The sequence below is a fragment of the Mycolicibacter sinensis genome (assembly GCF_001667375.1).
Taxonomy (GTDB): domain Bacteria; phylum Actinomycetota; class Actinomycetes; order Mycobacteriales; family Mycobacteriaceae; genus Mycobacterium; species Mycobacterium sinense_A.
Genome location: NZ_LZIN01000010.1, coordinates 1 through 20,271 on the forward strand (window position 1 = coordinate 1; position 20,271 = coordinate 20,271).

General features: G+C 69.4%; 21 protein-coding genes and 1 pseudogene. 15 read left to right on the forward strand and 7 right to left on the reverse strand.

Features of this window, described 5'->3' with window-relative positions; all coding sequences use genetic code 11:
• Positions 1-191: 191 nt before the first annotated feature.
• The gene (locus A5771_RS01670) at positions 192-731 is read right to left on the reverse strand and encodes a carboxymuconolactone decarboxylase family protein (protein WP_064853468.1); all 540 of its coding nucleotides are present in this window, start codon (positions 729-731) and stop codon (positions 192-194) included.
• Positions 732-777: 46 nt separating this feature from the next.
• Positions 778-1,365: a peroxiredoxin gene (locus A5771_RS01675; protein ID WP_064853469.1), complete on the reverse strand. Its 588-nt coding sequence runs from the start codon at positions 1,363-1,365 to the stop codon at positions 778-780.
• 129 nt (positions 1,366-1,494) lie between these two features.
• Here A5771_RS01675 and A5771_RS01680 point away from each other — a divergent pair, with 129 nt between their 5' ends.
• Together A5771_RS01680 and A5771_RS01685 are read left to right on the forward strand one after the other, a co-directional pair.
• On the forward strand, positions 1,495-2,430 hold the full coding sequence (locus A5771_RS01680) for a hydrogen peroxide-inducible genes activator (RefSeq protein WP_064853470.1): 936 nt from the start codon (positions 1,495-1,497) through the stop codon (positions 2,428-2,430).
• Positions 2,431-2,471: 41 nt separating this feature from the next.
• Positions 2,472-3,230 carry an enoyl-CoA hydratase/isomerase family protein gene (locus A5771_RS01685; RefSeq protein WP_064853471.1) on the forward strand — a complete coding sequence of 253 codons (759 nt, stop codon included), beginning with the start codon at positions 2,472-2,474 and terminating at the stop codon, positions 3,228-3,230.
• Here the strand turns inward: A5771_RS01685 and A5771_RS01690 are convergent, their stop codons facing one another.
• The gene (locus tag A5771_RS01690) at positions 3,231-3,467 is read right to left on the reverse strand and encodes a (2Fe-2S)-binding protein (protein WP_064853472.1); all 237 of its coding nucleotides are present in this window, start codon (positions 3,465-3,467) and stop codon (positions 3,231-3,233) included.
• A 10-nt stretch (positions 3,468-3,477) separates the two neighbouring features.
• A complete protein-coding gene (locus A5771_RS01695) occupies positions 3,478-4,182 on the reverse strand; it encodes a hypothetical protein (RefSeq protein WP_064853473.1) in 705 nt (234 codons plus the stop codon).
• 270 nt (positions 4,183-4,452) lie between these two features.
• Between A5771_RS01695 and bfr the strand changes: the two genes are divergently transcribed.
• The 4 genes from bfr (at position 4,453) to A5771_RS01715 (ending at position 9,505) form a co-directional block, all read left to right on the forward strand.
• Positions 4,453-4,938 carry a bacterioferritin gene (gene bfr / locus A5771_RS01700; RefSeq protein ID WP_064853483.1) on the forward strand — a complete coding sequence of 162 codons (486 nt, stop codon included), beginning with the start codon at positions 4,453-4,455 and terminating at the stop codon, positions 4,936-4,938.
• A 42-nt stretch (positions 4,939-4,980) separates the two neighbouring features.
• Positions 4,981-7,041 (forward strand): MDR family MFS transporter, encoded by a 2,061-nt coding sequence (locus A5771_RS01705; RefSeq protein WP_064853474.1) that lies wholly within the window; start codon positions 4,981-4,983, stop codon positions 7,039-7,041.
• Positions 7,042-7,052: 11 nt separating this feature from the next.
• Positions 7,053-7,547 (forward strand): carboxymuconolactone decarboxylase family protein, encoded by a 495-nt coding sequence (locus A5771_RS01710; protein ID WP_064853475.1) that lies wholly within the window; start codon positions 7,053-7,055, stop codon positions 7,545-7,547.
• Positions 7,548-7,741: 194 nt separating this feature from the next.
• Positions 7,742-9,505, forward strand: coding sequence for a CocE/NonD family hydrolase (locus A5771_RS01715; protein WP_064853484.1), 1,764 nt, complete (start codon positions 7,742-7,744; stop codon positions 9,503-9,505).
• A 10-nt stretch (positions 9,506-9,515) separates the two neighbouring features.
• On the opposite strand, the gene A5771_RS01720 is transcribed toward A5771_RS01715, so the two are convergent.
• Together A5771_RS01720 and A5771_RS01725 are read right to left on the reverse strand one after the other, a co-directional pair.
• On the reverse strand, positions 9,516-9,974 hold the full coding sequence (locus A5771_RS01720; protein ID WP_082947001.1) for an SRPBCC family protein: 459 nt from the start codon (positions 9,972-9,974) through the stop codon (positions 9,516-9,518).
• 113 nt (positions 9,975-10,087) lie between these two features.
• Entirely contained in the window at positions 10,088-11,098 is a 1,011-nt protein-coding gene (locus A5771_RS01725; RefSeq protein WP_064853477.1) for an esterase family protein, read from the reverse strand.
• 372 nt (positions 11,099-11,470) lie between these two features.
• Between A5771_RS01725 and A5771_RS01730 the strand changes: the two genes are divergently transcribed.
• Positions 11,471-12,574, forward strand: a complete 1,104-nt coding sequence (locus A5771_RS01730) for a DUF7159 family protein (RefSeq protein ID WP_064853478.1) — start codon at positions 11,471-11,473, stop codon at positions 12,572-12,574.
• A 2-nt stretch (positions 12,575-12,576) separates the two neighbouring features.
• Here A5771_RS01730 and A5771_RS01735 read toward each other — a convergent pair whose 3' ends face one another.
• Positions 12,577-13,134, reverse strand: coding sequence for a YceI family protein (locus A5771_RS01735; RefSeq protein ID WP_064853485.1), 558 nt, complete (start codon positions 13,132-13,134; stop codon positions 12,577-12,579).
• A gap of 145 nt (positions 13,135-13,279) precedes the next feature.
• Between A5771_RS01735 and A5771_RS01740 the strand changes: the two genes are divergently transcribed.
• From A5771_RS01740 to A5771_RS01775, 8 genes and pseudogenes are all read left to right on the forward strand, one after another.
• Complete coding sequence (locus A5771_RS01740; RefSeq protein WP_064853479.1) at positions 13,280-13,702, forward strand: hypothetical protein; 423 nt, start codon at positions 13,280-13,282, stop codon at positions 13,700-13,702.
• A gap of 100 nt (positions 13,703-13,802) precedes the next feature.
• Entirely contained in the window at positions 13,803-15,209 is a 1,407-nt protein-coding gene (locus A5771_RS01745) for a glucose-6-phosphate dehydrogenase (protein ID WP_064853480.1), read from the forward strand.
• 11 nt (positions 15,210-15,220) lie between these two features.
• Positions 15,221-16,240: a phosphogluconate dehydrogenase (NAD(+)-dependent, decarboxylating) gene (gene gnd, locus A5771_RS01750; protein WP_064853481.1), complete on the forward strand. Its 1,020-nt coding sequence runs from the start codon at positions 15,221-15,223 to the stop codon at positions 16,238-16,240.
• Between the two features lie 117 nt (positions 16,241-16,357).
• A complete protein-coding gene (locus A5771_RS01755; protein WP_428844375.1) occupies positions 16,358-17,314 on the forward strand; it encodes a DUF4129 domain-containing protein in 957 nt (318 codons plus the stop codon).
• Entirely contained in the window at positions 17,311-17,793 is a 483-nt protein-coding gene (locus A5771_RS01760; protein ID WP_064853482.1) for a hypothetical protein, read from the forward strand. The genes A5771_RS01755 and A5771_RS01760 overlap by 4 nt, the downstream gene beginning before the upstream one ends.
• A complete protein-coding gene (locus A5771_RS01765) occupies positions 17,790-18,794 on the forward strand; it encodes an AAA family ATPase (protein ID WP_109400989.1) in 1,005 nt (334 codons plus the stop codon). Before A5771_RS01760 ends, A5771_RS01765 begins: the two co-directional genes overlap by 4 nt.
• Positions 18,795-18,826: 32 nt before the next feature.
• Positions 18,827-20,074 carry a DUF58 domain-containing protein gene (locus tag A5771_RS01770; protein ID WP_064853488.1) on the forward strand — a complete coding sequence of 416 codons (1,248 nt, stop codon included), beginning with the start codon at positions 18,827-18,829 and terminating at the stop codon, positions 20,072-20,074.
• Positions 20,074-20,271: pseudogene (locus tag A5771_RS01775) on the forward strand (hypothetical protein); the annotation flags it as partial. The gene A5771_RS01770 and the pseudogene A5771_RS01775, both read left to right, overlap by 1 nt.

Sequence of the window (20,271 nt, forward strand, 5' to 3'; positions counted from 1 at the left end):
CCCCCCCCCCCCCCCCCCCCCCCCCCCCCCCCCCCCCCCCCCCCCCCCCCCCCCCCCCCCCCCCCCCCCCCCGCGCCGCCCCCCCCCCCCCCCCCCCCCCCCCCCCCCCCCCCCCCCCCCCGCCCCCGCCCCCCCCCGCCCCCCCCCCCCCCCCCCCCCCCCCCCCCCCCCCCCGCGCCGATGGCGACTATCTAGGACGAGGCGGCCGGCAGCGCGTCGGCGGCGAAGATGGCCTGGGCCACCCCCGCCACGATCGAGGCGACCTTGAGTGCCTCCAGCACCGCCTCCCGGTCGACACCCGCCTCGCGCACCACCTGCTCGTGCGAGGCGACGCACGCCTGGCAACCGTTGATCGCCGAGACCGCGAAGCTCCACAGCTCGAAGGTGGCCTTGTCGACTCCCGGGTTGCCGATGATGTTCATCCGCAATCCGGGCCTCAGGTCGTCGTAGGCGCCGTCCAAGAAGTGCCGGCCACGGTAGAACACGTTGTTCATGCCCATGATCGACGCCGCGCCCAGGGCGGCCTGGTAGGCCTCCGCCGAGAGGTTGTCCGCGGCTTCGGCGCTGATCTCGGCCAGTACCATGGCGTTACGTGTCGCCGCGGCGCTGGCCAACAGGCTGCCCCAGAGTTGCTCCTCGTTCAAAGCGGTGGTGCGAGCGATCGAACCCAGGTTGAGCTTGAGGTCCTTGGCGAATTCCGGGACCGCGTTCTTGAGATTCTCGATACTCATCTGGCGCTACTCCTTCTTGTCGCCGGCACGCTGCACCGGGCCGCGATCAGACCGATGCTTTGAGCAGCTCGCCGGCGTCGATCGTCGGGTCGCCCTTCTTCCAGTTGCAGGCGCACAGCTCGTCGGACTGCAGAGCGTCGAGGACGCGCAGCACCTCGTCGACGTTGCGGCCCACCGACCCGGCCGTCACCGAGACGAACTGGATCTCGTTGTTGGGGTCGACGATGAAGGTGGCCCGGTCGGCCACTCCGTCCGCGTTGAGCGCACCGGTCGCCTCGATCAGCTCGCGCTTGAGGTCGGACAGCATCGGGAACGGCAGCGTCTTGAGGTCCTCGTGCTGCGAGCGCCACTGGAAGTGCACGAACTCGTTGTCGATCGACGCGCCGAGCACCTGGGTGTCGCGGTCGGCGAACTCGTCGTTCAGCTTGCCGAAGGCAGCGATCTCGGTGGGGCAGACGAAGGTGAAGTCCTTGGGCCAGAAGAACACGACCCGCCACTTGCCGGGGTGGTCGTCGCTGGTGACGGTGGTGAAGTAGTCCTCCGGCTGCTTGGCATCGACCTTGGACAGGTCGCCGGGGATAACCGCCTTGAGCCGGTAGGACGGGAACTGGTCGCCGATGGTCAGCAGTGCCATGACACTCCTCGTTGTATGAGTCGTTGGGTGAGTTTTCCGGGCGCTCGGGTCAGTCCGGCGCCCGCACACTCCATGGTGCCCTATCTCGATTGAAAATGAAAGGTGATACTTGGCACTATAATTATCGGTATGACCGATTCAAGCTATCAGCCGACGCTGGCGGGCCTGCGGGCGTTCGCCGCCGTCGCCGAGAAGCACCATTTCAGTCTCGCGGCAGCCGGCCTGGGCCTGAGCCAGTCGACGTTGTCGCAGGCTCTGTCGTCGCTGGAGGCGGGCCTGGGCATCCAGCTGATCGAGCGGTCCACCCGGCGGGTCTTTCTGACCCCGGAGGGACAGCAGTTGCTGGCCCATGCGCACGCCGTGCTTGACGCGGCGGCGCAGTTCTCGGCCGCGGCGGCCGGGGTCGCCGACCCGCTGCAGGGCACCATGCGGCTCGGTCTGATCCCGACCGTGGCGCCCTACGTGCTGCCCGCGGTGCTGGCCGGGGTATCCGAACGGCTACCGGCGCTGAACCTGCGGGTGATCGAGGACCAGACCGAACGGTTGCTCACCGGGCTGCGGGAGGGGGCGGTGGATGCGGCGCTGCTAGCGTTGCCGGCCGACGCCGGCGGAATGACCGAAATTCCCATCTATGACGAGGATTTCGTGTTGGCGCTCCCGCCCGGGCATGCGCTTGCCGGCAAGCGGCGGGTATCGCCGGCCGCCCTGGCGGACCTGCCGCTGCTGCTACTCGACGAGGGTCACTGCCTGCGGGACCAGGCAGTGGACATCTGCCGCAATGCGGGGGTGCGGGCGCAGTTGGCCAACACCCGGGCGGCGTCGCTGGCGACGGCGGTGCAGTGCGTGACCGGCGGTCTGGGCGTGACGTTGATTCCGCAGACGGCGGTGCCAGTGGAGGCCGAGCGCAGCGGCCTGGCGCTGGCCTACTTCGCCGCGCCCCGCCCGGGCCGGCGGATCGGGCTGGTGTTTCGCACCTCCAGCGGGCGTGAGGAGTCCTACCGGCGGTTGGCGGGCATCATCGGCGACTTGATCGCCGCGCGGCACCAGGTCGACCGGGTCCCGTAAGGGCTACCTCCCTCGGTTCGAGCACGGTTTAGGCTGCACGGGTGATTCTGAAGATCGAGGACGAGAACCGGGTCCGGACCTGTACGTTGAACCGCCCCGACGCGCTCAACGCGTTCGACGAGGCGCTGTACGACGCCACCGCCGAGGCGCTGCTGGCCGCCGCCGACGACCCGGAGGTCGCCGTCGTGCTCTTGACCGGCGCTGGGCGCTCCTTCAGTGCCGGCACCGACCTCAACGAGATGCAGGCCCGGATCAGCGACCCGCAGTTCACCCCCGGCAAGTACGGCTTCACCGGACTGGTCGACGCCCTGGCGCGCTTCCCCAAGCCGCTGATCTGCGCGGTCAACGGGATCGGCCTGGGCATCGGCGCCACCATCCTCGGATATGCCGACCTGGTCTTCATGTCCGCGACCGCCCGGCTGAAATGCCCGTTCACCAGCCTGGGGGTGGCCCCGGAAGCCGGGTCCTCCTATCTGCTTCCGCAGTTGATCGGACGGCAGAATGCGGCCTGGCTGCTGATGTCCTCGGAATGGGTCGACGCCGAGGAGGCACTGCGAATGGGTCTGGTCTGGAAAGTGTGCGAACCACAGGCGCTGCTCGACGAGGCTCGCCGTCATGCCGAAGTGCTTGCCTCCCGGCCTATTTCAAGCCTGAAAGCGGTCAAGGCCACCATGGTCGCGCCGGTGCGCGAGGAGGTTGCTGCGGCCACGGCGCGAGAAAACGCGCTGTTCGCCGAGCTAATGGGTGCGCAGGCCAACGCCGATGCCCTGGCCGAGTTCACCGTGCGGCGCAAGCGCTGATCAGCGTGACCCGACCGGCGTGATCTCCAGTGCAAGGTGCCGCAGCGAGCCGTTGGCCGAACCGGACGGCGCCGCGGCCAAGGTGGCTTCGATGATGCCACGGACCGTGCAGCGGCACCGGCCGCAGTCCCCGCCCGCCCCGCACATCGCGGCAACCTCTTTGGATGTCGACGCGCCGGCGGCGACGGCGTCGGAAACCATCTGATTGGTGGCTCCGACACAAAGGCACACATACATGGCTATACCCCTACCGACCGTCGCTCGTAGGAGCCATGAGATCGATTGCAGCAGCTAATTTTCCGACGAACGGTCCGGGGTAACCACCGGCGCCCACCGCGGTCATCCACTCCGCAGCGGTGTCGGGGTGGTCGATCCAGCGCTGCGCGCTCGCCGCGTTGTCGATCTCCAACAGCGTCATCACCTCATTTCCGTCGTCGACGGCCTGATATACCCACACTTTGCGCACGCCCGCGTCGGCGAACCGATCCAGCCCGCGATGCACCTTGGCCATCAGGTCCGCGGGATCGGCGACGGTGGACACCACCCCGACGATCACCTCCGGGCCGGGCTGTTCAGCGAGGCTCGACGAAGGAGAGCCGAAGCTGGAACCGCACCGTGAACCGGGCTGTTCGAGGCCGGACTGGGCGAGGTTGATTTTCTCGATGACCTCGCCGACGAAGATCGCCGGCAGATCGTTGACCCCGGAGCGGTCGAACCATTCGAATACCGCGGGGGAGCGCAACAACTCCTTAACCGACAGTCGGTGGCGCAACCCGATCGTCACCAGCACTCGATCCGGTTCGGACACCGAGGTGTAGAGCACCGCATGGCGGGCTCCGAGCTCGAGAAGCGGCGTGTGATCATCGCGGATCAGCGACCAGGTCCGGTCGATGTCGCCGACGTGGTAGTCCAGCGCCAGTACCAGCGAATGCGGATTGTCTCGGTGCGACATGCAACTGCCCGAAATGCCGGCACGGCGGCTAGGCGAAGCAAGTCTCATGTTAGTAGAGTCTAACCTAAGTTCCGCGCATCGCGCAGGCCCGCATGGCGATCCGATTTCGCCGGGCCCGAGGCCGATGTGTGGGTTCGACGCGCCGAGACACGGGTAAACACCGCACTGCGACCGGTGACCTGCATTAGATTGAATTCGGCGCGTTACGGCGATGATCAAGCCCATTCGGCGCTGGGGGTATGCGCGGTTCTTCACACCAGAGGAGTGATCATGCAAGGCGACCCAGAGGTTCTCAAACTGCTCAATGAGCAGCTGACCAGTGAACTCACCGCGATCAACCAGTACTTCCTGCACGCCAAGATGCAGGACAATTGGGGTTTCACCGAGCTGGCCGGCCACACTCGCGAAGAGTCGATGGAAGAGATGCGCCATGCCGAGACGGTGACCGACCGGATCCTGGTGCTCGGTGGCCTGCCCAACTACCAGCGCATCGGCTCACTGCGTATCGGGCAGACCTTGCGCGAACAGTTCGAAAGCGACCTGGCACTGGAAATCGACGTGCTCAACCGGCTGCGCCCGGGCATTGTCATGTGCCGCGACAAACAGGACAGCACCACCGCCAATATTCTGGAGACCATCCTCGCCGACGAGGAGTCCCACATCGACCACCTGGAAACTCAACTGGAGCTGATGGACAAGCTGGGCGAGGCGCTGTACGCGGCGCAGTGTGTCTCGCGCCCGCCGTCGTCAGCGTAGCGGCCGGGTCCCGTCAGCACGGACCGCGACGGGAAGGCAAGAATGACCGACGCGACGCAGGTCGCAGACGATGTGCGGCCAGAGCCGGTCAGCCCGCAGCGCCGCAATCTGATCTTCCTGGCGATCGTATTCGGCCTGTTGATGGCCGCGCTCGACCAGACCATCGTCGCCACGGCGCTCCCGACCATCGTCTCGGATCTGGGCAACGCCGGGCATCAGTCCTGGGTGGTCACCAGCTACCTGCTGACCTCGACCATCGCGACGATTCTGGCCGGCAAGCTGGGCGATCTGTTCGGCCGCAAACTGGTGTTCCAGGCCGCGGTGGTGTGCTTCGTCGCCGGGTCGGTGCTGTGCGGGTGGTCCGCGTCGATGGAGATGCTAGTTGGCGCCCGGGCGCTGCAGGGCATCGGCGGGGGCGCGATCACCGTGACCGCCGCGGCGCTGATCGGAGAAGTCATTCCGCTGCGCGAACGGGGCCGCTACCAGGGCATGCTGGGCGCGGTCTTCGGCGTCACCACTGTGATCGGTCCGCTGCTGGGTGGCTATTTCACCGACTACCTGAGCTGGCGGTGGGCGTTCTGGATCAACGTGCCGATCTCGGTGGTCGTGATGCTGGTGGCCGGGGCGGCGATCCCGGCGCTGACCGGCCGGGCCAAGCCCGTCATCGACTACGCCGGGATCGTCCTGATCGGCCTGGGCGCCACCGGGCTGACGCTGGCCACCAGCTGGGGCGGCACCCGGTACGGCTGGGGGTCGCCGACGATCATCGCGTTGTTCGCCGGATCGGTGGTGGCGCTGGCGCTGTTCGCCCGGGTGGAAACCCGGGCCGCGGCCCCGATCCTGCCGACCCGGCTCTTCGCCGAACCGGTGTTCGCGGTGTGCTGTGTGCTGGCGTTCGTGGTCGGCTTCGCCATGCTGGGAGCACTGACCTTCCTGCCCACCTTCATGCAGTACGTCGACGGGGTCTCGGCGACCACTTCGGGCGTGCGCACGCTGCCGATGGTGGTGGGCATGCTGGTGATGTCCACTGGTAGCGGCGCCCTGGTCGGCCGGACGGGCCGGTACAAGATCTTTCCGGTGCTCGGCACCGCCCTGATGACGATTGCGTTCGGGCTGATGTCGCAGATGGACGCCGCCACCCCGGCGCTGCTGCAGTCGCTGTACCTGCTCATCCTGGGTGCCGGGATCGGGCTGTCGATGCAGGTGCTGGTCCTGGTCGTGCAGAACACCTCGAGCTTCGCCGACTTGGGGGTCGCCACCGCCGGGGTCACGTTCTTCCGGACCATCGGCAGTTCGTTCGGGGCCGCTGTCTTCGGGTCGCTGTTCGTCAACTTCCTCGACGACCGCCTCGGTTCCGCGCTACGCACCGCCGGGCTGGCTCCCGACGCGGCCGCCTCGCCCGAAGCGCTGCACCGGCTCTCCCCGGAGCAGGCGGAACCGATCGTGCAGGCCTACGCCGACTCGCTCGGCCAGGTGTTCTTGTGGGCTGCGCCGGTCGCGCTGCTCGGGTTCGTGCTGGCACTGTTCCTGCGCGAGGTCCCGCTCAAGGAGCTGCATGACAGCGCAGTCGACCTCGGCGACGGCTTCGGCATGCCCACCACCGCATCATCGGACGAACTGCTGGAGACCGCGATCGGGCGCCTGCTGCGCAACGCACCAGGGGTGCGGCTGCGCAGCATCGCGATGCGCGAGGACAGCGAACTCGATGTCGCGGGGCTGTGGATGGTGTTGCGCATCTACCGCTACGCCGAAGTGTTCCGGACGGCGCGCCTCAGTGACATCGGCAAGAACCTGCGGGTGCCCTACGAGATCCTCGAACCCACCGTCGATCGCCTGGTCGACCACGGCTACGTGCTGCGTGACGGCGACCACCTGGGACTCACCCGGGCCGGGCTGCGTCAGGTGCGGTTTGTGACCTCGCTGGTGCAGGACTGGGTGAGCGACAAGCTGGCCCGCTCGTCCGGGTTCGCCGGCCGCCCGGACCGCGCCGAGGTCGAGGCCGCCCTGCAGCGGATCGCGCACCGGGCCCTGGTCGACCGGGATTGGTCGGCACATCCGGGGGAGTTCGTCGGCAGCGCCCATGGTGACGGCAAAGCCGGTTAGCATCCCCAGGTATGAGCCGAATCGGAACTTTCCCCGCGGATGACCTGACGGCCTGGATGGCCAAATCGCCCGAACTCGCCGCGGGCATCGGTGGATTCAGTACCGCCGTCTACAACCGCGGCCGGCTGCCGATGCGCGTCCGGGAGCTGGCCCGGATGGTGATCGCCTTCGACAACGAGTGCGCGGTGTGCGTCAACACCCGCGATGCCGACGGTCCGGCGGCCGGAGTGGGCGAGGAGCTCTACGACCACGCGTCGGAATGGCGCACCTGGCCCGGCTACAGCCACCAGGAGCGGCTGGCCGCCGAGTTCGCCCACCGGTTCGCCACCGACCACACCGGCCTGCGCGACGACGAGGACTTCTGGTCGCGGTGCTCCGAGCACTTCAGCGACGAGCTGTTGGCCGACCTGGCGCTGTCGTGTGCGTTGTGGCTGGGCATGGGACGGTTGCTGCGCACGCTCGACATCGGTCAGGCCTGCGCATTCACCCTGCCCAGCCGCGCTTGATGGTGCGACGGTCCTCGCGCCGGGCCGGCTGGGCCGCGGCGGCCGCCGCCGCTGTGGTCGGGGTTGCCGGTGTCGCGGCGCTGAAATCGGCTGCCGTCCGGGGCCGCAACAGCAGCCCCTCGCCGCTGCGCCCGGAGTGGTCCGCGCCGCCGGCGCAGTACGGCGTCGGGGTGCGCCGCAATGTCGCGGTGGAGATGAGCGACGGGGTGGTGCTGCGCGCCGATATCCATTACCCCACTGAACGCGACACCGGATCGCCGGCGGCCGGGCCGTTTCCGGTGCTGCTGTCGGTGACCCCCTACGGCAAACTCGCCCCGCCACCGGCCGCGCAGATCGGCGGGGGGCCCACGCCTCGGCTGATCCGGCGCGGCTACATCGAGGTGATGGTCGACGTTCGCGGCACCGGCGCGTCCGGTGGGTCGTTCCAGATGTTCGGCCCGGACCAGGCTCGCGATGGCGTCGAGCTGGTGAACTGGGCCGCGACGCTGCCCAACGCCAACGGCCGGGTCGGCATGTTCGGCATCTCCTACCTGGCGATCAACCAGCTGTTCACCGCGGCCGCCGTCGGCCCGGACTCCGCGCTGAAGGCGATCTTCCCGGTGATGGCGGCCAACGACTTCTACCGGGATGCCGCCGCGATGGGCGGCGCTCCGCACCTGGCGACCGTGCGCGGCTACGGCGCGCTCTACACGATGCTCAACGTGATCAACCCGGCCCTCGAGTTCTTCACCCGCGGTGACCATCCTCGGCCCCGGGCCGGCGGACTGGCCGCGGTGCGCCAGCGCGGCAGGGATCAGCGCGGCTACTTCGGGCCGTTGGTGACCGAGGCGCGCATCGGCGGTGACGCGGCCTACGACGGCCCGTTCTGGGACAGCATGCGGCCCGACCTCGTGCTGCCCGAGATCGCCGCCAACAAGGTGGCCGTCTTTCTGGTGGGCGGCTGGCACGACGCCTTCCAGCGCGGCGCGCCGCTGAACTACGCCGCCCTGCAGAACGCCTGCAGCGACCGGCCGGTACACGCCCCGATGCAGCCCGGGCAGCCACTGGCAGACCGGATCAGGCTGATGATGGGGCCCTGGTATCACGTATCGGCTTACGACGGGCTGCGTATCCAGGACCTGCAGCTGCGCTGGTTCGATTATTGGCTGAAAAACGATGCGGCCGCGGAGATCTCGGGTTCGCCGTTTACGTTTCAGGCGATCGGCGACAGCCGCTGGTACCACGCCGGCGAGTACCCGATTCCGGCGGCGACGCCCACCCGGTTGCACCTGTCGCAGGGCGGCCGGCTGACCGCCGACGCCCCGGCCGAGCAGACGCTGGCCGCGCTGCCATACCGCACTCGCGGTCCGATGTCGGGGCGCAGCCTGGAACAGTGGACGCTCGGCCTGAACAGCTTCATCACCGCCGCCGCCGGCGGCCGCACCCGCTACGACCAGGACAACCGCCGCCTGCACCGAAATGCGTTAACCTACACCGGCGAACCGTTCGATGCGCCGACGCTGATCGCCGGACCGATCACGCTGCACGTGCAGGCGACGGCCGATACCACCGAGACGCTGTGGGTCGCCTACCTCGACGACGTCGCGCCCGAGGGGGTGAGCCGCCCACTGACACAGGGGGCGCTGCTGGGCTCGCACCGAGCGCTCGATCCGGAGCGCAGCTGGTATCTGCCGGACGGCACCGTGCTGCGCCCGCACCACATCAGCACCCGGTCAGCGGTGCGGCCCGTCGAACCGGGGGAGCTGACCGGCTATGACATCGAGATCTTTCCGACCGCCGCGATGATCGCTCCCGGCCACCGGCTGCGGCTGACCCTGACCACCTACGATTTCCCGCACCTGGTGCCGACCGCGCCCGCACGCCGGGCGCTGGCCGGCGGCACCTACCGCCTGCACCAAGGTGGGCCCACCCCGTCGTTTCTGCTGTTGCCGCTGGCCGATCCGGACGCGCTGGACTAACCCTGCTCTGCTAGCCCTTTTCTGCGACGTCCCGAATGCGTTCCAGCGTGCGCCGCATATCGCGAATGTTGTTGCGCTGCCGCAGAAAACCGCCGAACACCCAGTAGTACACGTTGGTCAGGAAGGAGTCGGCCAGCTTGAACGACTCGGTGACGTCGGTGCCGTCTGTGGTGGGCGTCAACTCGTAGCGCCACCGGTTCAGTGCTCGATCACCGGCGAGCACCGCGAAGCCGAAGACCCGATTGGGCTCGCACTCGGTGACCCGGCACGTCGTCCAGTACACCGGACCGATCCCGTTGCGCTTGACGTGTCCCCGGAACCGCGCCCCCACTGCTGGGCCGGTGGCGCCGTCGAGCCATTCGGCCTCGAAGGTCTCGGGGGAGAACTGCCCGATGTTGCGGACGTCAGCCACCAGATCCCAGATCCGCTCGGGAGGTGCTGCCATGTGAACTGTCGCGGAACCCTGCATGCTCGCCAATCCAAGCACGTCCGCCGCGGTCCAGCTACGGCTACCCCGAACAAAGCACTGAGCCCCACCCGGATCGGGTGGGGCTCAGTGCTTCAGCTGTCTGACTTTTCGGGTCAGCCCTCGGAACTGCCGCTCTCGGCGCTGCCGCCGCCGGCGCTGGCGCCCAGGTGGCTCTGCAGGTCAGGCTTCATCGCCTGCAACTGAGCCCCCCAGTACTCCCAGCTGTGGGTTCCGTAGTCCGGGAAGTTGAACACCGCGTTGTTGCCACCGGCCGCGGTGTAGAGCTCCTGGAACTTCTTGTTCTGGCCGATCATGAAGTTGCCCTCGAGGAACGTCGCGGGGAGGTTATCGCCACCCAGCTCGTTCGGGCGGCCGTTGCCGCAGTAGACCCACAGCCGGGTGTTGTTGGCCACCAGCTTGCCGACGTTGACGGTCGGGTCGTTGCGCAACCAGGCCGGGTCGTCGTCCGGGCCCCACATGTCTTCCTTCTTGTAGCCACCGGCGTCACCCATGGCCAGCCCGATCCAGCTCTTGCCGTCCGATGGGTTGATGTAGCCGGACAGCGAACCGGCGTAGGTGAACTGGTTGGGGTGGTAGATGGCCAGCGTCATCGCCGACGCGCCGGCCATCGACAGACCGACCGCCGCGTTGCGGCTCTGGCTCACGCCGTACTCCGAAGCCAGGTAGGAGGGCAGTTCGCTGGTGAGGAAGGTCTCCCACTTGTAGGTGGTGCAGCCCGCCTTGCCACAGGCCGGCTTGTACCAGTCGCTGTAGAAGCTGGACTGGCCGCCGACCGGCATGATCACCGAGATGCCCGACTGGTAGTACCACTCGAACGCCGGGGTGTTGATGTCCCAGCCGTTGAAGTCGTCCTGGGCGCGCATACCGTCGAGCAAGTACAGGCCCGGGGAACCCTGACCACCGCTCTGGAACTGAACCTTGATGTCACGGCCCATACCCGCTGAAGGAACCTGCAGGTACTCGACCGGCAGACCCGGCCGCGAGAACGCCGATGCGGTCGCCTCGCCACCGGTCAGGCCGATCAGGCCCGGCAGCGCTGCTGCGGCCACCGCGCCGACCACAAGTCGGCGCACCCAGCGCATTCCCTTGGTCACGTCTGTCATTCCTGCCCCTTGTCGTCTGCTACGGAACGCTCTCGAAATACTGTCAAAGTAACTAATCTGTCGTTCGCGACGCAACGCACGCCACCACTTCTGGATCGGGCCCTCAACATGCGACAACGGCCGCTATCCGCAACTCCGCGGCCGTCTCGGGTATCCGACTCGCGACATAGCATACCCGAATTCCGGGCGGTACCCGGTTAGCCACAACCCTCCGACACGCGTAGGCTGCCCTGCGGTAAGCCGACAAGACCACACTGTCCTGGGCCGTCTCCGGTCCGTTCCGGTGCCCGCCGAGTCCCAGCACGGGGACCCGGCGCAGGCTCTCCGCCGACGCGGTGACATCGCAGATCAGGACGATTGGGGCGCGCGATTTTGGACACCGTACTGGGGCTGGCGATGACGCCGACGGCGCTCGGCTGGGTCATGGCCGAAGGTCAGGCCGATGGCTGCCCGACGGTTTCCGGTGACGAGTTCGGCATCACCCGCGGTGACGCCGGGTTAGATGCGGTGAGCATGGCGTCGTCGGCGTCGGCCGTTGCCGCTCGGGTCCGTACGGTGCTGGCCGCCCGCGGCGACCGGCTGCACGGCGTGGGAGTGACCTGGAGCGATGACGCAGCCGTGGGGGCCGCCCTGCTGCTGGAGTCGCTGGCCGACGCCGGATTCGACAATGTGGTGCCGGTGCGATTCGCGCGCGCCGCCGCCTCGCTGACCAGTGGCATCGGATCCCGCGGCGAACAGAGCGCGGTGTGTGTCATCGAACCCGGGTCGGCCACGCTGGTGTTCAGCGGCCGCGGTGACGAGGGCCCGGTCGTCAGCACCTGTCCGATCGGCGGCACCGACGAGGTGATCGACTGGCTGGCCGATGCCTTTGCCGCGGGCGGCTGGCGGCCCGAGACGCTGATGGTGGCGGGTTCGATGCGCGGCATGGACCGGCTCGGACGCCGCCTGGAGGCCCGGCTTTCGGTACCGGTCTTTGTCCAGTCCGGGGCGCAGCAGGCGTTGGCGCGCGGTGCGGCGCTGGCCCTGGCGCCGTACGCCGACCTGACCGGCCCGCCGGTCACCGGCGCCCCGGCCGGGCTGCGGATCGGCGGCGTCGGCTCAAAACGTGCGATGCCCTTCTCGTACGCAGCGGCCGTGACGATGCTGACCGGCGGAGCGGTGACCTTCGTGGCCTCACTCTCGGCCGCGCTGAGCCTGCAGCTGGGCCCGGGCCGGGACGTCCCCGACGTGCGGCCGCCCGAGCACGCGACTGTGGCTCGCGTCGCGGTGCCCGCCGCCCCACCACCGGCCGCGCCCGCGGCGCCGCCGCCGGCCGCTCCCGCTCCCTTGGCCGAGCTGCCCGAGGACCCGGTCGAGTTCGGTTCCCTGTGGGACGGGCCGGCCGTGGCCCCGGGGCCGCCGGCGCCCCCGCCGAGCACCGGGCCGTCCTTGCTGGACCGGTTCCGCGAGCGTCTTCCGCGTCTTCCCGGCCGCTGAGGTCAGGATCCGCGGATCTTCTCCTCCGGGACGGTCGCGCAGAGGTGCACCGTCACCTCGTCGGCGACCCGCAGGGCGCCCATCAGCATCGAATAGCGCCGTATGCCGAAATCGGTGTGGCGCACCACGGTCTCGCCCTCGATCCGCCACGGCCCATCGAGACGGGTCACCCGCACCTTGATGACGTGCGGCCTGGTGCGGCCGCGGATCTCCAGGCTGCCGGCCAACCGGTAACCGTCGTCGGTCGGGGCGATGTCGCTGCACTCGAACCGGATTCGGCTGTACTCCGCGGCGTCAAGGCAGTTGCGCGCATTGCTGCGGATCAAGGATTTCTCCGGAGCGGTCAGCGGGGTCAGCCCGCCGTCACCGCGCAGCACCTGCAGCGAATCCACCTCGACGGTCAGCGCCGCGGCGGTGGGCCGCTGGCCGGACCAGGACAGCTGCGCCTGCCAGCGCTCCATGGCGATCGTGAGCCGGTGGCCCATCTTGGCGCCCCGGCCGGTCACACCCGTGCCGAGCTGCAGCTGCCCGTGTGATGCGTCGAACTGCCCCTTGGCCATCTGCGGCACTTTAGTGGCCCGGTCGGCCGGCGACGGCATTCGGCGGATTCGCAATGAGGCGCCGCAGCCACCCGTTAGGCTTCCACGCGGGGCCGGCTGCTGGCCCGGATCGAAGAGGGACGAAGGGCAGTAGGGGCGAAGAAGAATGATTCGTGAATTAGCCGCAGCTGTTTTCCTCGCGGGAGCCGCGGGTGCCGTCGCCGTCAGCGGCGCGCCGGCTGCCGAGGCCTACCCCGGTGACGTGCCGGGCATGGCCGAAGGGCAGCGGCAGGGCGACGCCTGCTTCAGCTGGGAGCGCTTCATCTACGGCCACGGCCCTAACGGCCAGGCGCTGGCATGCCATTTCATCGCCAACCAGTGGCCGCCCAAGGACACCGGGTTCTGGCAGATCTCCTACCCGCTCTACGGGGTGCAGGACATCGGTTCGCCGTGCCCCAACCCGCAATCGGCCGCACAATCGCCCGATGGATTGCCGCTGCTGTGCCTGGGCGCGCGGGGCTGGCAGCCCGGCATCTACACCGGGGGTATCGGGCCGTACTTCCCGCCCGGGATCGCCCAGGTCGGATGACCGCGGCGTGAGCCCGCCCCCCGTCTCCGGCGTACAGCGTTCGTCCAGGCGGTTGCATTAGCTTCAGCCGGGGTAGCTATATGCAGGAGGTGCCGAGGAGTTGGGCGAACGCGGTGAGGCGACGTCGGAACTGTTGGTGATCTTCGGGATAACCGGAGACCTGGCCCGCAAGATGACCTTCCGCGCGCTGTACCGCCTGGAGCGCCGCAAGCTGCTCGACTGCCCGGTCCTGGGGGTAGCCAGCGACGACATCACGGTCGAGGAGTTGGTCGATCGGGCCGGTGAGGCGATCCGCAAGTCCGGAGAGTCCTTCGACGAGACGGTGTTTCGCCGGTTGGCGAAGCGGATGTCGTATCTGCACGGCGACGTCACCGATGCCGCGCTCTACGAGCAGCTCGCCGAGCGCGTCGGCTCCGACAAGCAGTGCCTGTACTACCTGGAGATGCCGCCGTCGCTATTCGCCCCGATCGTGGAGAATCTGGGCCGGGCCGGGCTGCTGGAGCGTTCGCGGGTGGCGGTGGAGAAGCCGTTCGGCCACGACCTGGCCTCCGCCCGCGACCTGAACGCCCGGCTGCGCGCGGTGCTGCGCGAAGACCAGATCCTGCGGGTGGACCACTTTCTGGGCAAGCAGCCCGTCGCCGACTTGGAGCACCTGCGGTTCGCCAACACGACCCTGGCCGAGCTGTGGGACCGGCACACGATCGCCGAGATCCACATCACCATGGCCGAGAATTTCGGCGTCGAGGAGCGCGGCAGCTTCTACGACGCCGTCGGTGCGCTGCGGGATGTGGTGCAGAACCACCTGCTGCAGGTGCTGGCGCTGTTCGCGATGGAGCCACCGGTGGGGCCCGGCGACGACGACCTCAACGACAAGAAGGCCGAGGTGTTCCGGGCGATGCCCCCGGCCGACCCCGCGCATTACGTGCGGGGCCAGTACCGCGGTTATGCCGAGGTCCCCGGGGTGGCCCCCGGGTCGCAGACCGAGACCTTCGTCGCGCTGCGCCTGCAAATCGAGAACTGGCGCTGGGCGGGGGTGCCGATCTTCCTGCGGGCCGGCAAGGCCCTGCCCGAGCGCATCACCGAGGTCCGGCTGTTCACTCGCCGTGTTCCGGCCCTGGAGTTCATGCCGCAACGCGGACGCGCCCCACGCAATCAGATCGTGTTGCGTATCGACCCCGATCCGGGACTGCGGCTGCAACTGGTGGCCCAGAACGACGACACCTGGCGCGACGTCCACTTGGATTCCTCGTTCGCCCGTGATCTGGGGGAACCGATCCGGCCCTACGAGCGGTTATTGCGTGCGGCGATGATCGGCGATCGCCGGATGTTCGCCCGGGAGGACAGCATCGAGGAGACCTGGCGCATCGTGGCACCGCTGCTCGAGCAGCCGGGCGACGTTCACTCCTACGAAAGCGGTTCGTGGGGGCCCGAGGCCGCGCATGAGCTGGTGCGCGGTCATCGCAGTTGGCAGGACCCATGGCTGCCGGAAGGCGGCCCGGCACAGTAGGAAGGACAGCTATGCGACTGGGGATGATCGGCCTGGGCCGGATGGGAGCCAATCTCGTTCGGCGACTGACCGCCGACGGCCACGAATGCGTCGTCTACGACCACAATGCCGACGCGGTCGCCGCGCTGGCCGCGGAGGCCAACACCACCGGGGTGTCCTCGCTCGCCGAGCTGGCCGAGAAACTTCCCAGCCCCCGCGTTGTGTGGGTGATGGTGCCGGCCGGCAAGATCACCACCGGCGTCATCGAAGAACTCGCCGAGACCCTGGCGGCAGGCGACATCGTGATCGACGGCGGCAACTCCTACTACCGCGATGACATCGCGCACGCAAAAATGCTGTCCGACAAAGGGATTCACTTACTGGACTGCGGCACTAGCGGCGGCGTGTGGGGCCGCGAACGCGGCTACTGCCTGATGGTCGGGGGAGATCGCGACGCGTTCGACCGGGCCGAACCGATCTTCGCCACCATTGCGCCCGGCGTCGAGGCCGCCCCGCGCACGCCGGGCCGCGACGGTGAGGTCTCGCAGGCCGAGAACGGCTACCTGCACTGCGGCCCGTCGGGGGCCGGGCACTTCGTGAAGATGGTGCACAACGGCATCGAGTACGGGATGATGGCCTCGATCGCCGAGGGACTGAACATCTTGCACCACGCCAATATCGGCAAATCCGAACAACGGGGTGACGCCGAGACCGCACCGTTGAGCCATCCCGAGTTCTATCAGTACGACATCGACATCGAACAGGTCACCGAGGTCTGGCGGCGGGGCAGCGTGATCGGCTCCTGGCTATTGGACCTGACCGCCAGCGCGCTGCAGAAATCGCCGGCGCTGGAGGAATTCGCCGGGCGGGTCTCCGATTCCGGGGAGGGCCGCTGGACCGTCATCGCCGCGATCGACGAAGGAGTGCCCGCTCCGGTGCTGACCACGGCGCTGTACGCGCGCTTCGCTTCGCGCCATCTGTTCGAGTTCGGCGCGAAGGTGCTCTCGGCGATGCGCAAGCAATTCGGCGGGCACGACGAGAAATCCGCGTGAGCTAGCCCGTTCGGCCGACCGCGGCGTCGCGCGACGCTGGCCGCCCGCCGTCCTGGCGTGCCAGTATGGGGAATGCCGCAGCGACGGCGAGGGACTCAGACAAGCGCTGTTCCGGTGCTGGCCGCCGCCGCCCGAACGACGGGGCCGGTGATCGGCCTGATCATCCTGCTGCTCGTCGCCGGCGCGGCGACGCGCGGATATCTACCCGGCGCCGAGCATGTCGCACACCGACCGGCCGCGACGGGTCCGCTGCAGCCGATCATCCTGGCCGCCTTGCTCGCGGTATCCGTCGGCGCCGTCGTGGTCGCCGCCATCCAGCGGGCGCGCCAGCATCGCGCGGTCGCCGGCAGCATAGGAGAACTGTCCGCCACAGTCGGTGCCCAGCGGGCAAAGCCGGCATGGCGGGTGCTGCTGATCGCCGTGGCCGCGGTGGCGGTGTGGCTACTGACGGTCGTGGTGCTGACCAAGCTGGGCGCGGCGCACCGTTTCACGATTTCGGCAGGGTTCTTCGGTGTGCGCGGTGCGGCGCCCGCAGCACCGGCCGGCCCGGAAGCGCCGGCTCCGGTGTCGCCGCACCCGCTGCCGGACGGCCCGACCGGCGCTGTGTTTGCGCCACTGCTGGTGCTGGCCGCAGTCCTACTGGTGCTGATCGCCGCGGCGGTCGTCATCGCGCGTTCCCGCCGGAGCCCGCCCGCGCCGCCGGAAACCGGGCCGGTGACGGCGGCGGTGCCCGCGCCCTCCGCAGGGGAATCTCTGGCCCGGGCAGCCGAACTCGGCTTGACCCGGATCGCCGACCGAAGCCGCGGTCCGCGAGAGGCGATCATCGCCTGCTACGCGGTCATGGAGCGCCACCTCGCCGACGTTCCCGATGCCGCGCCGCGCGAGTTCGACACTCCCAGCGAAGTGCTGGCACGGGCCGTCGAGCACCACGCACTGCCGGCCGAGAACGCAACACGGCTGGTGGACCTGTTCACCGAGGCGCGGTTCAGCCCGCACCTGATGACCGAGCGGCACCGCGCCGACGCGGTCGCGATACTGCGGCTGGTCCTCGACGAGTTGCGGACGCCGACATGAAAACCCTTGCGCTACAAGGCGTACTGCTGGTCACCGCGGTGCAGCTGGCGGCGCTTTTCACCCACCAGCGGCAGAGCGTGCTGTGGGCGGCGGGCATCGCGGTCGCGGTGCCGCTGGCCGGAATCCGGCGACTGCTGACTCCACCCGGAGAGTCGGCGGCGCCGGAACTCACCGATGAGCCGGGAGAATCGTTGCGGCGGTGGCTGTCGGGCACCGAGGCCAGAATCCGCTGGGCGGAATCGACCAGAGCGGACTGGGATCGGCGCTGGCGGCCGATCCTGGCCCGTCAGTTCGAGGTCTCCAGCGGCCAGCGGCGGGCGAAGAACCCGGCGGCGTTCAACGCCACCGGGGCCATGCTGTTCGGTGACGAGCTGTGGCCCTGGGTGGATCCGGGCAACGTCGCGCCCGCCGAGGGCCGCGGGCCCGGCCCGGGACGTGCTGCGCTGGAGGAGATCCTGTACCGCCTGGAGCAGCGATGAGCGCGGGACTGTCGGGCACAGCGGCGATCACCGCCGAGCGCTGTACCGCGGTGCTCGATGAGATCGAGCAGGCGGTGGTGGGCAAACGGGCCGCGCTCACCCTCATCCTGACCGCGGTGCTCGCCGGCGGCCATGTGCTCATCGAAGACCTTCCGGGCCTGGGCAAGACGTTGATCGCGCGGTCGTTCGCCGCCGCCCTCGGCCTGGACTTCACCCGGGTGCAGTTCACTCCGGACCTGCTGCCGGCCGACCTGCTCGGCACGACCATCTACGACATGGCCTCGGGCCGTTTCGAATTCCGGCGCGGGCCGATCTTCACCAATCTGGTGTTGGCCGACGAGATCAACCGGACCCCGCCCAAGACCCAGGCCGCGTTGCTGGAGGCGATGGCCGAAGGCCAGGTCAGCATCGACGGCCACACCCATCGGCTGCCCACGCCGTTTATCGTGCTGGCCACCGACAACCCGATCGAATACGAGGGCACCTACCCGCTGCCGGAGGCCCAACTGGACCGGTTCGCGATCAGGCTCCGCCTGGGCTACCTCACCGAACAGAACGAGGCGGCCATGCTGCGCCGGCGACTCGATCGGGGCGCCGCGTCGCCGACGGTACGCCAGGTGATCGACGCGCAGGACGTGATCGCGATGCGGGAGTCGGTGGAGCAGGTCAGCGTGCACGAGGACGTACTGCGCTACGTGGTGTCGCTGGCGTACGGGACACGCCACCATCCGCAGGTGGCCGTGGGCGCCAGTCCACGATCCGAACTCGACCTCATCCAGCTGGCCCGGGCGCGCGCGCTGCTGCTCGGCCGTGACTACGTGATTCCCGAAGACGTCAAGGCGCTGGCCACTTCGGCGGTCGCGCACCGGATCACGCTGCGGCCCGAGATGTGGGTGCGACGCGTCCAGGGCTCGGATGTGGTGGAGGAGCTCCTGCGGCGGCTGCCGGTGCCGCGCACCTCGGGGGCGCCCGGACCGCCACCGGGTGCGACGCCGCCGTGACGCACCACCCGCAAGCCCGCGAGGTTTCCGAAGTGGACGTCGAATTGCATTGGCGGGCCTCGCCGTTGGCCCGTGCGCTGGCCACCGGTGCGGCGCTGGCCCTGGCGGTGGCGGTGGGCGGGTCGCGCTGGCAGCTGATCGCGTTCGCCGCACCGTTGCTCGGCGTGCTGTGCTCGCTGGGCTGGCAGCCGCCGGTACCGGTGTTGCAGGTGCGGGTGAGTCCCGCGGCGCAGCGCTGCTTCGAATCCGAGCCGGTCGAAGTGACGGTTCGGGCCGCGGTATCCACGGGTGAGGCGGCCGCGGTGCGCCTGAAGGTGTCGGCGCATCCGGCGATGAAACTCGATATCGCCACGGCTGCCGGCGAGCCCGGCGCCAACAAGTCGGTGACGGCCAGCGCCGGGCGCTGGGGCCGCTACCCGATCCGCGCCACCGTCGCCGCCGTGGGCCGGGGCGGGCTGCTGGCCGGGACGGCCACCGTCGAGGTCGCCGAGGTCACGGTGTTCCCGCTGGCGCCTCCGCAGCCCACGCCGCTGCCGCACAGCGAGCTGCTCGACCGAGTCGGGACCCACCTGACGCGGCACCCGGGCCGCGGTGTGGAATACGCAGACATCCGCGCCTACGTGCCCGGCGACCCGTTGCGGGCGGTGAACTGGCCGGTCAGCGCGAGGCGCGGCAACCTGCACGTGACCGAGCGGCTGACCGACCGGGCCGCCGACGTGGTGGTGCTGATCGATGCCTACCCGCAGCCGCGCGGGCCCGCGACGGCGGCGACCGAACGGTCGGTGCTGGGCGCGGCGCACGTCGTGCAGACCTCGTTGCGCAACGGTGACCGCGCCGGGATCGTCACGCTCGGTGGCCGAGACCCGCGCTGGGTCGGCGCCGATATCGGGCAGCGCCAGTTCTACCGCATCGTCGATGCCGTCCTGGGTGCCGGCGACGGCTTCGAGCCCACCACCGGCACGCTCGCACCGCGGGCAGCCGTGCCGCCGGGCGCCCTGATCATCGCGTTCTCCACCTTGCTGGACACCGAGTTCGCGCTCGCACTGACCGACTTGCGCACGCGCGGGCACGTGGTGCTGGCGGTCGATGTGCTGTCCGGCCCCCCGTTCGAGGAGGAACCCGCACCGCTGGTGGCAAGGCTCTGGACGCTGCAGCGCACCGCCATGTACCGGGACATGGCCAGCGTCGGCGTCGACGTCGCAGCGTGGTCGCCGCAGCAGCCCCTGGAGCAGTCCATGCGCCTGGTGACGCAGCGCCGTCGCCCAACGGCGGTGCGGTGATGGAGCATTCAGGCCATGCCGCTCCGGCCGCCCGGTTCCTGCCGCTGGTGCCGGCCGCGGCGTGCGGGCTGGCGATGGCCGCTGCCGCCGGCTCCGGAGCGTCCGGGATCGCCGCGGCCGGCGCACTGCTCGCGGCCGCGACGGTACTGGCCGGGCTCTGGTGGCGGCCCGCCGCGGCCGCCGCGGTGCTGCTGGCC

Bases quoted from the DNA above. Each gene is read 5' to 3' on its own strand.
- A5771_RS01725 (WP_064853477.1), bottom strand. From the start codon at position 11,098: ATGACAGACGTGACCAAGGGAATGCGCTGGGTGCGCCGACTTGTGGTC.
- gnd (WP_064853481.1), top strand. From the start codon at position 15,221: ATGCGACTGGGGATGATCGGCCTGGGCCGGATGGGAGCCAATCTCGTT.
- A5771_RS01715 (WP_064853484.1), top strand. From the start codon at position 7,742: ATGAGCGACGGGGTGGTGCTGCGCGCCGATATCCATTACCCCACTGAA.
- A5771_RS01690 (WP_064853472.1), bottom strand. From the start codon at position 3,467: ATGTATGTGTGCCTTTGTGTCGGAGCCACCAATCAGATGGTTTCCGAC.
- A5771_RS01710 (WP_064853475.1), top strand. From the start codon at position 7,053: ATGAGCCGAATCGGAACTTTCCCCGCGGATGACCTGACGGCCTGGATG.
- A5771_RS01735 (WP_064853485.1), bottom strand. From the start codon at position 13,134: ATGGCCAAGGGGCAGTTCGACGCATCACACGGGCAGCTGCAGCTCGGC.
- A5771_RS01765 (WP_109400989.1), top strand. From the start codon at position 17,790: ATGAGCGCGGGACTGTCGGGCACAGCGGCGATCACCGCCGAGCGCTGT.
- A5771_RS01705 (WP_064853474.1), top strand. From the start codon at position 4,981: ATGACCGACGCGACGCAGGTCGCAGACGATGTGCGGCCAGAGCCGGTC.
- A5771_RS01675 (WP_064853469.1), bottom strand. From the start codon at position 1,365: ATGGCACTGCTGACCATCGGCGACCAGTTCCCGTCCTACCGGCTCAAG.
- A5771_RS01670 (WP_064853468.1), bottom strand. From the start codon at position 731: ATGAGTATCGAGAATCTCAAGAACGCGGTCCCGGAATTCGCCAAGGAC.
- A5771_RS01695 (WP_064853473.1), bottom strand. From the start codon at position 4,182: ATGTCGCACCGAGACAATCCGCATTCGCTGGTACTGGCGCTGGACTAC.
- A5771_RS01760 (WP_064853482.1), top strand. From the start codon at position 17,311: ATGAAAACCCTTGCGCTACAAGGCGTACTGCTGGTCACCGCGGTGCAG.
- A5771_RS01720 (WP_082947001.1), bottom strand. From the start codon at position 9,974: ATGCAGGGTTCCGCGACAGTTCACATGGCAGCACCTCCCGAGCGGATC.
- A5771_RS01740 (WP_064853479.1), top strand. From the start codon at position 13,280: ATGATTCGTGAATTAGCCGCAGCTGTTTTCCTCGCGGGAGCCGCGGGT.
- A5771_RS01680 (WP_064853470.1), top strand. From the start codon at position 1,495: ATGACCGATTCAAGCTATCAGCCGACGCTGGCGGGCCTGCGGGCGTTC.
- bfr (WP_064853483.1), top strand. From the start codon at position 4,453: ATGCAAGGCGACCCAGAGGTTCTCAAACTGCTCAATGAGCAGCTGACC.